The organism is Candidatus Amarobacter glycogenicus (genome assembly GCF_016704105.1).
GTDB classification, from domain to species: Bacteria; Chloroflexota; Dehalococcoidia; order Tepidiformales; family Tepidiformaceae; genus Amarobacter; species Amarobacter glycogenicus.
Window position 1 is genome coordinate 1 of the sequence record NZ_JADJAT010000008.1, and the last position, 11,591, is coordinate 11,591.

Sequence of the window (11,591 nt, forward strand, 5' to 3'; positions counted from 1 at the left end):
GATACGTTTGCGATGCCGATAAATTGCAGCCATTCCGATCTATTCAGTGATCCCAACCCGACGCCAGCGGTGCAGGAGCTCATTCGTCACGGTCGTCTCGGCGATTAACCTACCGAGGGAAGACGGAGCAATGATGCGCAATCTATTTCGCAAACAGTCTCAGGGAGAGGCGACCTTGCCCATCCCCGCCGAAGCGCTGGTCGAGCCGGCCCCGGTGGCAGCCCAGATCCTTCCGCTGGATTTCGCGCCCAACGACCCACTCAGCGCGTACTTGCTGAGCACCGGCGGCGCGGTGGACCTCGATCGGCTTAAGCTGGACTCGCCCGCGCTGCGTGCGCTGCGCGAGGCCGGGGTCAGGCTGATCGCGCCGCTGGCCGGCCAGGGTGAGTTGATCGGCCTGCTGAACCTGGGCCCGCGGCGCAGCGAGCAGGAGTATACCAGCGACGACCGCAAGCTGCTGGACGATCTGGCGGCCCAGGCCGCGCCGGCCGTGCGCGTGGCTCAGCTCGTGCGCCAGCAGCAGATCGAGACGCAGGCCCGTGAGCGGCTGGAACAGGAGCTGCGCGTCGCCCGCGCCGTCCAGCAGACCCTTCTCCGGAAGGAACTGCCCGAGCTGGATGGCTGGCAGGTGGCGGCCTACTGGCAGCCGGCCCAGGCGGTCAGCGGCGACTTCTATGACTTCATCGCCTTGCCCGACGGCAACCTGGGTGTGGTCGAGGCCGACGTGACTGGCAAGGGCGTGCCCGCGGCGCTCGTCATGGCGGCCACGCGCGGTATTCTGCGCGTCGCGGCCGAACAGGATCCCACCTCACCCGGCAAAGTCCTGGCGCACGTCAACGACCTGCTCTGCCCGACCTCCCGCCCAGCATGTTCGTGACGTGCCTCTACGGCGTGCTCAATCCCGCGACTGGGCGCTTCGTTTTCGCCAACGCCGGCCACAACCTGCCCACCAAGCGCACTGCGGATACAGTTGTTGAGCTGCGCGCCACCGGCATGCCACTGGGGCTGCTGCCGGAAATGACCTATGACGAGCACGAGGCGCTGTTGGAGCCTGGCGAGATCATCCTGATCTACTCCGATGGCCTGGTCGAGGCGCACAACCCGCAGGGCGAGATGTTCAGCTTCCCGCGGCTGCGCACCCTGGCTGGCGGTCTGGGCAGCGGCGCTGACCTCATCGAGCAGTTGCGCGGCGCCCTGGCCGATTTCGTCGGGCCGGGCTGGGAACAGGAGGACGACGTGACATTCGTGACCCTGGAGCGCACCTCCCCCTCCCTCGCAGGGAGAGGGGGTCGGGGTGGGGCTCCGCTGACTTCACGGTCGCCAGCACAACCGACAACGAACGCGAGGCGATGGAACGGGTCGTAGCCGCAGTCGCAGGGCTGGGCTTGTCCGCGGATCGGCTGGAGCGGCTCAAGACCGCGGTGGGCGAGGCGACGATGAACGCCATGGAGCACGGCAACCGTTACGACCCGGAGAAACCGGTCGCTATTCAAGTACGCGCCGATGCCGACGAGCTGATCGTCAGCATCAGCGATCACGGCGGCGGCCAGCCGATTCCCGAGGTTGACACGCCCGACCTGGAGGCCAAGCTGGCGGGGCTGCAATCACCGCGCGGCTGGGGTCTCTTCCTCATCCGCAGCATGGTGGACGACATGCGCGTGACGGAGGACGGCGTCCATCACACCGTCGAACTGGTGATGAACCGATGAAAATCCTTGAGACCGATCGGCTGATTCTCAGGCATCAGACGCCGGCCGACCTTGAGAGCCTGTGGGCGCTGTATTGCGACCCGGATGTGCGCAAATACATCCCTGATGCGCCTCGCACTCGCGATGAAGCGCGCAAGGAACTTGAGTGGCACATGAATGGACATCCACGACGTCCTGAATTGGGACTCTGGGCGACCATTCATAAGGAAACGGGCCGATTCATCGGCCGCTGCGGCCTGCTGCCCTGGACAATTGACCAGCGTGAAGAAGTAGAAGTGGCCTATTTGCTGGCCCAAGCGTATTGGGGACAAGGATTGGGAACCGAAACCGCGCAGGCGATCGCTCGCTACGGCTTCGAAGAGCTGCACCTGTCGCGGCTGATCTGCATGATAGAACCGGAGAATCACGCTTCGGTCAAAGTAGCCCGGAATATCGGGATGGTCCTGGAGAAAGAAATGGAAGATGAACTGGGGCCATATTTGTTGTTTTCCACTGCGAAAGGAGATCGCAATGCCAGCCAAACCATTTCAAGCTAGTACCCGACACCAGCCCGATGCAGAGATCATTGACCTGCGCGGGGAGATCAACGCCGCGGCCGAAGCGGGCCTGAGCGCCGCCTACACCGAGGCCGAAGGCCGCAACCCGCCAACCATCGTGCTGAACTTCGGCGAGGTCAGCTACATCAACAGCACGGGCATCGCGCTGATCGTCGGCCTGCTGGCCCGTGCCCGCAAAGCCAAGCGCCGCCTGCTCGTCTTCGGCCTCAGCCCGCACTACCAGGAGATCTTCCAGATCACCCGCCTGGCCGATTTCATGACGGTCTTCCAGGACGAGGCCAGCGCGCTCGCCGGGGGCAGATAGCAGTAATAGCAGAGAAATAGCAGATAGCAGATCGGCGAATGAGCGAATCAACGAATAACAAATTGCGCCGCACGCCACACGCAACACGAGGAGGTCCCATGTCTCTCATTAAACTCGATATCACAACTCGCAAGATCAACACCAAGACCAGCATCCTGGACATCCGGGGCGAGGTCACCGGCACGGCCGAGAGCATCCTGATGGAGGCCTACACGCGGGCCACGGCGGCCGGCGCCCACGCGGTCATCTTGAACTTCGACGGGCTGGAGTACATGAACAGCTCCGGCATCGGCCTGCTCGTGACGCTGCTGATCCGCATCCAGCGCCAGAAGCAGCGGCTGCTCGCCTTCGGGCTGAGCGACCACTACCGGCAGATCTTCGACCTGACCCAACTCGACAAGGCCATCGGCATCCACCCGACAGAAACCACCGCTGGCGCGGCGCCGGATGACAGGTACGCAGTGCGCAATACACTAAGGAGATCACATGTCCGAATCAACTAACCAACCAGCCGCCCAACTGCCGTCCCGCGACGCGGCCAACTGGGCCAAGCCGGTAGACGGGCTTCGGGTCGGCGACATTTCGCCGGAAGCCACCAATCTGAACGTCGAGGGCAAGCAGGTCTCCGGCCCCTCGCGGGTTCGGCCAGATGTGGCAGAAGACCTATCGCATCCGCCTCAGCGGCGCGGACGTCACGCCTGAGCAGGTCATCAAGCTCTGGAAGGAGAACTTCGCCACGTTCTGGCCCAAGGGCAACCGCTTCTTCGGCGGTGTGGGGATCGAGCCTGGCCAGGTGGCTGTGCTCAACCTTGCCGGCCCCGGCGGGATGAACGCGCCCGGCGGCGGGCCGCTCATCTCCACCGGCATCATGGTCATCTACGCCGACGACGAGTCCTTCTCGTTCATGACGCCGCAGGGTCACATGTTCGCCGGCATGATCACGTTCAGCGCGGAGCGGGAGACAAATCCTGACAGCGAAGCCGAGCAGACCGCCCTGACCACCTGCGCCCAGGTGCAGGCGTTGGTGCGGGCCAGCGACCCCATCTACGAGATCGGGTTCCGACTAGGACTGCTGAAGCAAGAGGATGTCTTCTGGAAGTACACGCTCACTGCGCTGGCCGACTTTTTCGGCGTACACGGTGAGGAGCCTGACCTGAAGATCGTGCTCGTAGATCCAAAGGTGCAGTGGGCGCAAGCGAAGAACGTGTGGCATAATTCGGCGGTGCGCACCGGGCTTTACACACTGGCCGCGCCCGTGCGCTGGATTCGCAGTCAGATGAATTAGCCTCTGGGACGCTTCATGGCTTCAAAACAACCCTATGATGCTGTCATCGTCGGCTCAGGCCCCAACGGCCTGGCGGCCGCCATCACCCTGGCGACCGCCGGCCGCCGCGTCCTGGTGATCGAGGGCCGCGAGACGATCGGGGGGGGCACGCGCTCCGCCGCGCTGACCCTGCCGGGCTTCGTGCATGACGTCTGTTCTGCGATCCATCCGCTGGGCGTGGCTTCACCGTTTTTCCGCGATCTGCCGCTGGCAAAACACGGCCTGGCGTGGGTTTTCCCACCTGCGGCCATCGCACATCCCCTGGATGACGGTACGGCGGTCCTGGTCGAACGCTCGGTCGAGACCACCGCCGCAGCTCGGCCCCGATGCGGGCGCCTATCGGCGGCTGATGGGGCCGCTGGCCTGGACTGGCGCAACGTGCTGGCAGAGATGCTCGGCCCACTGCGCTTCCCGCGGCATCCGATCAGCCTCGTGCGCTTCGGCCTGCCGGCCCTGTTGCCCGCCGCAAGCCTGGCCCGGCTGTTGTTCCGCGGCGAGCGCGCCCGCGCCCTGTTCGCGGGGATGGCCGCGCACCCGATCATGCCGCTGGAATGGCCGGCGACCGCTGCATTCGGGCTGATGCTGGGCACCCTGGCGCACGCGGTCGGTTGGCCCCTGGCGCGGCGGCTCGCAGCGAATCGCCGACAGCCTGGCCGCGCACCTGCGCAGCCTGGGGGGGGAGATCGTGACGGGGCAGTGGGTGGCGCGCATGGATGACTTGCCGCCTGCGGCCGCGACCCTCTTCGACGTCACGCCGCGCCAACTGGAGAGCATCGCGGGCGACCGCCTGCCTGCGTCCTACCGGCGCAAGCTCCGTGGCTACCGTTATGGCCCAGGCGTCTTCAAGGTGGACTATGCGCTCGACGGGCCGGCGCCGTGGCAGGCAGCAGAATGTCTGCGTGCCGCCACCGTTCACCTCGGCGGCACGCTGGACGAGATCGCCGCGTCCCGAACGCGCGATCTGGCGGGGGAACACGCCGCCCATCCCTATGTCCTCTTCGTGCAGCAGACCCTCTTCGATCCAACCCGCGCCCCGGCGGGCAAGCACACGGCCTGGGCCTACTGTCACGTGCCGCATGGCTCTACCGTAGACATGACCGGCGCGATCGAGGCGCAGATCGAACGCTTTGCGCCCGGCTTTCGGGGACCGCATCCTGGCCCGCAGCACGCGCAACGCCGCGGAGATGGCTGCGCATAATCCCAACTACATCGGCGGCGACATCAACGGCGGCGTGCAGGACCTGCGCCAGCTCTTCACGCGGCCCGTAGCCAGCCTGAATCCCTACACGACACCGGCCAGCGGCATCTACCTCTGTTCCTCGTCCACCCCACCCGGCGGCGGCGTGCATGGCATGTGCGGTTACTTCGCCGCGCAGGCCGCGCTCAGAACCAGGTAACCAAGTGAGGGAATAGCATGATCAGGGTTCAAGAGATTCGTGAGGCGATTCAGCGCGCACGTGAACGACTTCCCGGAACAAGCTAATCGGGAAAGCGTCAGTCCGGACCACGTACCCCCCTCACATACGCCACCACGCTGCCCCATGACACGGTCTGCCCCAACAACTGCCGCTCGATCAAGGCGCGCACATAGGCCAACGCGCCGCCATCCATCTGCTGCGCCAGGCGCTGCATGTAGCTGGGGCGCCCGCCATCCTCGCTCTCGGCAAACCAATGCGCCAGCAGCGGGGGTGATGCGCACCGCGCTCGTTTCGGCGACCGTCTCCACGCTCACCCGTACAGGCCGCCGCCAGCGCCATGTGCCGCAAATCCTCCGCCTGCCAGTTGACCAGGGCATCGTCCGCATCCGCGCAGATCGCCTCTTCCGCGGCCTGCCAGGCCTGCGCGAGGTCACCGGGCAGGCCGCTGCGGTCCAGCAGCGCGTAGATGCGCTGCGTGGCCGCGGGCACGGTCTGCGCCAGGGCCAGGCGACCGCCGGGCCGCAGGAACGCCAGCAGGCTGTGGAACACGGCCGTCTTGTCAGGCTGCGGTCAGCGCGCTGCGCCCCACAATCACGTCGAAGCGCGTGGCGGCATCCACCGTCGCCACCAACGCCGGCAGATCGTTGACTGCGCCGGTCAGGATCACCGGCCGTTCTGCCTGATCGAGTTGGGTTGCCATCTGCTGCAGGGCCTGGGCCTCGGGCGTGCCGTTGCGGCCAGCGCCCACACGCCGCCCACCGGCGCGCGGCGCACGGCCTCCCAGGTGAGCAGGCCATTGCCCGCGTTGAGGTCCAACACCAGGCTGTGCCGTTCGATCTGCGCCAGCGCCATCGCCTTTCCGCAAGCCGTGCCAACTGCTCGCCCAGGTTGCTCAGGGTGCGCTGCAGCCACAGGTTGGACGCGGGCGGTCCCGGTAAGTCCGATCTCCGCCCCAGGTGTCGCGGCCTGGCGCTGGCGCGGCCTCCTCGCCTTCGAGCATGGCGGCCAACTGCGCCTCGCGGCGGCGCGTTACGTCATCCCGAATCTGGCGCTCGCAGCCCAGGCTGCCCGGCTGGTAGAAGACGCGGGCCTTTGCAGGCTGGTCGGCAGATACTGCTGCGCGACCCAATGATCGCGGTAAGCGTGCGGATAGAGATAGCCCTTGCCATGCCCCATGTCTTCGGCGTCGCGGCTGGCGTCCTTGAGATGATCGGGCGCCTCGGCCTCCCGCTCCTCCACCACGCCCAGCGCATCAGAAGAAGGCGAAGGCGCTGTTGCTCTTGGGCGCGGTCGCCAGGTAAAGGCAGGCGGTCGCCAGGTGAAAGCGCCCCTCCGGCAGTCCCACGTAATCGAACGCCTGCGCTGCGGCCACCACCACCTGCAAGGCGTGCGGATCGGCCAGGCCCACATCTTTCGCCGGCAAAGATCAACATGCGCCGAAAGATGAAGCGCGGGTCTTCGCCTGCAAACCATTTTCGCCATCCAGTAGAGCGCGGCGTCCGCATCGGACCCGCGCAGGACTTGATGAACGCGCTGATCGTGTCGAAATGGGCGTCGCCATCCTTGTCGTAGAGCACCGCGGCGCTGAATGGACTCTGCGGCGATGTCACGTGTGATGTGGATCAACGGCCGCTCGGTGTCCGGCGCCGCCTCGGCGCCGGGCTGGTGGGTTTCACGGCCAACTCCAGCGCGTTGAGCACGCTGGGCAGCATCGCCGTTACCACGCTGACCAGGTGATCGAGCGCGTCGTCATCGAGCAGCACGCCCAGCGCCATAGCCCCGCACCGGATCGGCCAGCGCCTGCCGCGACCGCGCGCAGATCGTCCTCCGTCAGGCGGTGCAGTTGAAAGATGCGGCTGCGGCTGACCAGCGCCTTGTTCACCTCGAAGTACGGGTTCTCGGTCGTGGCGCCGATGAAGATGACGGTGCCGTTTTCGACCCAGGGCAGCAGCGCGTCTTGCTGCGCCTTATTGAAGCGGTGCACCTCGTCCACAAAACAGGATCGTCTTCTGGCCGTAGCAGCCCGCGGCGCTCTGCGCCACCGCCACCCGCGCCGCGAATGTCCCCAACCCGGCCAGCACCACGTTGATGGCGATGAAATGGGCGCGTGGTGTTGGCGATGATGCGTGCGAGGTGGTCTTGCCGCTGCCGGGCGGTCCCTAAAGATGACCGACGACAACTGGTCGGCCTGAATGGCGCGGCGCAGCAGCGCCCGGCCCCACGATATGCCTGGCCGATGAACCCGTCCAGCGTGCGCGGCGCATGCGCGCGACCAGCGGCGCCTCGGCATCAGTCGCCTGCCGCCGGCGCAGATTGAACAGGGTCTTGCTGGTGGTTGATGCGGGCATGACAGCCTCTGGTGCGAAAAAAACGTAATGTCACGGGGCGCCGCTCATTGTAGCGCAAAGTCGCTTGCGCGCCAAGCGCAAAGCCAGGCGCGCCATCTCTTGACTGAGAGATTTGCGCCAGGACAAGGATCCGATTAACCACGCCTCACACGGCTTCACACGGCCTTCATTTGGCTAGGGCATAATAAGGGTGCTCGAGGCATTGATCTGGCTCAGAGCGCCAATCTCGCCAGGTGAAACAGAATCGCAACGATGTCGAAAGGAATGGGCTTGTATGAAAAGCAAACGAGTAATGACAATGATCGCCAAGGTGTTGGCCCCGGAGCCTGAGGTGGCTGTTTGCCACCGGCGCGCTGGCGCAAAGCGGAACGGGTGGAATATGATGCGGGGCGTGATGGGCGGCGCGGTTGATGCCGAATCTATGCAGGCCATGTTTGCCCAGATGCACCCCAACGGCGCCATGCCCGCCGGCATGAACGCGATGATGGGGCAGATGTGGAACCAGGACGGCACGGTCAATGCCGAAGCCATGCAGGCCATGCATGCGCAAATGCAGAATGGCGAGGCCATGTCGGCCATGCATGCGCAAATGCAGAATGGCGGGGCCATGTCGGCCATGCATGCGCAAATGCACAATGGCGAGGCCATGCCGGCGGACTGTACTGAGATGATGAACGACCCTGACATCAGGCGTTCGCGCAGGAGCACATGGGCCAATCCCCAGATGATGGTGATGACGGCTGGGCCTGACGAAAGCTTGGATCCCCAGGCTTGTACTCCATGGTTGCTAACCCTGGTGTAAAGCCAGACGGAAGTGCATGCGCAGTGCCCGGACGCCGCGCAAAATCCGGCCCCTGCTGGGTCAACCGTTAAGCAACAGCGCACTCAATTCCCTGTGTCCTGCTGGTGCAGGCATGAAACCGGGTTTCACCACTGGCGTCGCCACCGAACCGGATTGCGGTTCGGGCAGGCCGTTACGGTGTTGAATCCTTGCTCTTGTTTGTAATCCACTCCCCAAGTTGTGCTATACCGCAAGCGGGAACTGGATCACTCTCCGCCCAGCAGCGAGCAAGCTGTGCCCGCTTAAAGGTAACACCGGCGCGCCGCCGTTGCCCATCGTTGAGCCACGAAACAAGTGTTACACTTGCGCCCTTTGGCGTTATTGCGACCATTATTTCACCTACTGTTATTTGCCGATACTTCCTGAACTCAGCGCAAACCACTGTCATCATTGAAGATTAAACGCACATTGCTCAGGATGTCCTGCGTAGCCATTCGACCCAGGCTTAATGTTGCTTCGGTTGCGTTTGATGGGCGCCTGGTCTGATCTGAATGCCACGGGAGAAGCCTGTGCCGGTCGTTCGAATCGATGTCATACGCCGCCCTGATTTTTTTTGCGGTCTGGATATTCCTGGCTGCGCCCTGCGTCGCGACTCCTGATCCTGCCAACACCGAGATCGCCATCTTGATCCCACCGCGCCGAGGAAAACGACCGCCTGATTCGCCCGGAATTCCGCGCCGATGATTACGTCGTGGTGGCCTTCAGCCCGGCGTGGCTTCAGCCGCCCGTAAAACACCCGATTTACAGCTGCTTCACCCAGCCTTTATGCCAGATGCCAGCCACGCCCCCCGTCACCCCGCGACCGGCGCCGGGATCCCACCCGCCGTGACCTGAGCGGTCGGCGGCGCCGTCGAAATTGACCTCCCACTGAATTTGATCCGCTCTACCTGCTGGATGACCGACGCCCGGCGCCTTCACTCATGGAGTTGCTGGGAGAACCGCGGTGACGCGAGGGTTACGAGCTAACAATTGACGCACACGTCAAGAACCTGCGCCCGGAATTCGATGACGCCAACCCCACCTCGCTTTGCTGACTCATACTCAACTACGGCTATGAACTTGCTTGATCATCAGACGGTTTGAAGCGCTCTCTCCGCATGGGGTCAATCCTGACAATGCATTCACCGGCAAACCAACCTGTTGACCTTCTTGCGGCCAGATCCAACTCAGCTCGACCTCGTGGTGACCACCCCGCTAACCGGGTAACGTTAGGTTCGGTTCACCGGCTTTTCGCGGGCAGATGGTGGCGCTGGCCGAGATCGCCAGATCTTCCTCAGCAGCCATCACCAACAGATGCACTCCTCGGACGTAGTACAAGCCCTGGTCATCGCCGCCAGAAGGCAGCGCGTGGGGCTCATGGCGGCTCAATGGGCGAACTCACGCAGTGGGCTGCGATGGTCAGAATCAGCGGCGTCCAATGTGTGGGATGCGATGAGCCCTGGGGAACGATTTGCCAATCGCCTAACCTGGGCGCTCACGCTTTCAGCGGCCGCTTTCGCCGAGGCGGATGGTCAGGCCGCCGGCGCACGTTGCCTCATCGAGTGGTAATGTCCATGCCGATGCCGGGCACGCCCGATGGGAACGTAAGAGCTACTTTCAAGGCAGCGTCGTCGCAGTCTTGTTCCGTGGCCTGAAGGTGCCCTTGCCCAGCCTGCCTTTTTTTTCCCAAATCACACGGCTGCTCAATCAATTGGCTGCCGCCTCTGGGTCCAGGCTCCAGACTACCTCGGCGCCCAAAGGGCCTTTGCATGGTGGGACGAACTGGCGCAGTCGGGGCTAAGTTTAATCGTAATAATGGTTTAAAGTTTTCAAACCCAGGAAACTCTGCAGGTCAAACTCGGTGAAAGATGTCGCAATGAAAGAGCCGCGCACCCTGTTGAGCGTCATTCAGGCCGCAGCGCCGAAGACGCGCGGTCCTTCCTCACCCTCGCCGCCCTGACGCTCAATGGAGCAGATCAGCCAACACGCACCTGCTGACCTGCCTGGTAGAAGACCGCCACGTACCGGGCCAGCGCTGAAGCCGGTCAATTTGCCGTCGATCGGCCGGCCCTCGAGAACTGGCCGCCGGATGTCGTTGGCGGTCTCGCTAGCGCAGGTTGCGCCGCGAGGCATCGCGCTGCGCAATGATGTCGCTGGCGCTGCTGCCCATCGCCGGCGACGCCTGTGCGCCGGTGCCACGTCACCCTTAACTTGCTCAGCAACGCCCTGCGCCACGCCACGGCGGCGCCATCACCAGCGCGCGTGTCCCTTGGCCGCGCCGACCGCCGCGGTGGCGCTTCGGGGGGCGAAAGGCCCTGCCGCAACAAGATTTGTCGGCACCGGTCGGAACTGAGCTCGTACCGCAGCTGATCGATTTCCTGCCGGCAGCGGCAGCGGGCTGGCCCGGACACACCGCTCGCCATCTGGCCCTGCAGGCATGGCGGCGAGTTCCTGGCACAAAGTCAGCTGAGCGCCGTTTTATGAAGCCGCCTTTCATCCGACCATCCCGCCATGGCGCGAGGAGGTTGCCGATCACACCACCATGGAGATGACGATCCACAACCACAGGCGCGCATGGCGGCAGGGACGCTCAAGGCCGTTAGCCTGGCGGAGATGTACCCGGCGCGCATTTGCAGCTTACTGATCGCCAGGGTCAACCTGATCCTATCATCGGGATCAATCCTGACGCCCATGATCATATTTGCTTGACGCGAACGCAGGCAGCTGGCGGCCCCGCCGTACCAATCATACTGCTCAAGGGACAACATTGATATTAGGCGACCAGATGCAAGACCACGGCTGCTCGCTGTTGGTTTGTCTGCCCGCACCAGCCGACGCCCTCTCGTCAGCTGGTCAACTGCCGTGCCCGCACACCCCGGGCAAGAACAACCTGACGCTGAATGGGCCAACTCCCGCTCCTCCACTCCACCAGCGGCTGCCGGCGTTATGGCGCGCATGCGCAACCTTTGGCGCGCATTGGATCGCAACCCTCCGGGCCCAGTTCCGGCTCAGCTGTGGCGTGGACGGCCAACCTCAGCGCGGTGGCCGGGCACCGAAACAGATTGGTCGATCATCTGGCCCGTGCCGGAGTCGAACGGCGTGGTGGGCATC

General features: G+C 64.3%; 11 protein-coding genes and 2 pseudogenes. 8 read left to right on the plus strand and 5 right to left on the minus strand.

Annotation, left to right across the window (positions count from 1 at the left end; translation table 11 throughout):
* Positions 1-133 precede the first annotated feature (133 nt).
* The 7 genes and pseudogenes from IPG14_RS10460 to IPG14_RS10490 all read left to right on the plus strand — a co-directional run bounded on the left by IPG14_RS10460 (position 134) and on the right by IPG14_RS10490 (position 5,291).
* Positions 134-1,365, plus strand: a pseudogene (locus IPG14_RS10460) (PP2C family protein-serine/threonine phosphatase).
* On the plus strand, positions 1,350-1,709 hold the full coding sequence (locus tag IPG14_RS10465) for an ATP-binding protein (protein ID WP_343391765.1): 360 nt from the start codon (positions 1,350-1,352) through the stop codon (positions 1,707-1,709). The pseudogene IPG14_RS10460 and the gene IPG14_RS10465 overlap by 16 nt, the downstream one beginning before the upstream one ends.
* Positions 1,706-2,245 (plus strand): GNAT family N-acetyltransferase, encoded by a 540-nt coding sequence (locus IPG14_RS10470; protein WP_343391766.1) that lies wholly within the window; start codon positions 1,706-1,708, stop codon positions 2,243-2,245. Before IPG14_RS10465 ends, IPG14_RS10470 begins: the two co-directional genes overlap by 4 nt.
* Positions 2,220-2,570 carry an STAS domain-containing protein gene (locus IPG14_RS10475; RefSeq protein WP_343391767.1) on the plus strand — a complete coding sequence of 117 codons (351 nt, stop codon included), beginning with the start codon at positions 2,220-2,222 and terminating at the stop codon, positions 2,568-2,570. The genes IPG14_RS10470 and IPG14_RS10475 overlap by 26 nt, the downstream gene beginning before the upstream one ends.
* Positions 2,571-2,668: 98 nt before the next feature.
* The gene (locus tag IPG14_RS10480) at positions 2,669-3,073 is read left to right on the plus strand and encodes an STAS domain-containing protein (RefSeq protein ID WP_343391768.1); all 405 of its coding nucleotides are present in this window, start codon (positions 2,669-2,671) and stop codon (positions 3,071-3,073) included.
* Between the two features lie 146 nt (positions 3,074-3,219).
* Positions 3,220-3,855 carry a hypothetical protein gene (locus tag IPG14_RS10485; RefSeq protein ID WP_343391769.1) on the plus strand — a complete coding sequence of 212 codons (636 nt, stop codon included), beginning with the start codon at positions 3,220-3,222 and terminating at the stop codon, positions 3,853-3,855.
* A 15-nt stretch (positions 3,856-3,870) separates the two neighbouring features.
* Positions 3,871-5,291, plus strand: a pseudogene (locus IPG14_RS10490) (NAD(P)/FAD-dependent oxidoreductase).
* A gap of 177 nt (positions 5,292-5,468) precedes the next feature.
* Here the strand turns inward: IPG14_RS10490 and IPG14_RS10495 are convergent.
* The 5 genes from IPG14_RS10495 to IPG14_RS10515 all read right to left on the minus strand — a co-directional run bounded on the left by IPG14_RS10495 (position 5,469) and on the right by IPG14_RS10515 (position 7,305).
* Entirely contained in the window at positions 5,469-5,861 is a 393-nt protein-coding gene (locus IPG14_RS10495; protein ID WP_343391770.1) for a hypothetical protein, read from the minus strand.
* Between the two features lie 10 nt (positions 5,862-5,871).
* Positions 5,872-6,060 carry a hypothetical protein gene (locus tag IPG14_RS10500; protein WP_343391771.1) on the minus strand — a complete coding sequence of 63 codons (189 nt, stop codon included), beginning with the start codon at positions 6,058-6,060 and terminating at the stop codon, positions 5,872-5,874.
* Positions 6,061-6,341: 281 nt separating this feature from the next.
* A complete protein-coding gene (locus IPG14_RS10505) occupies positions 6,342-6,554 on the minus strand; it encodes a hypothetical protein (protein WP_343391772.1) in 213 nt (70 codons plus the stop codon).
* A 10-nt stretch (positions 6,555-6,564) separates the two neighbouring features.
* On the minus strand, positions 6,565-6,735 hold the full coding sequence (locus IPG14_RS10510; protein WP_343391773.1) for a hypothetical protein: 171 nt from the start codon (positions 6,733-6,735) through the stop codon (positions 6,565-6,567).
* Positions 6,736-7,029: 294 nt separating this feature from the next.
* Entirely contained in the window at positions 7,030-7,305 is a 276-nt protein-coding gene (locus tag IPG14_RS10515) for a hypothetical protein (RefSeq protein WP_343391774.1), read from the minus strand.
* A 629-nt stretch (positions 7,306-7,934) separates the two neighbouring features.
* Here IPG14_RS10515 and IPG14_RS10520 point away from each other — a divergent pair.
* On the plus strand, positions 7,935-8,462 hold the full coding sequence (locus IPG14_RS10520; RefSeq protein WP_343391775.1) for a hypothetical protein: 528 nt from the start codon (positions 7,935-7,937) through the stop codon (positions 8,460-8,462).
* Positions 8,463-11,591: the final 3,129 nt, after the last annotated feature.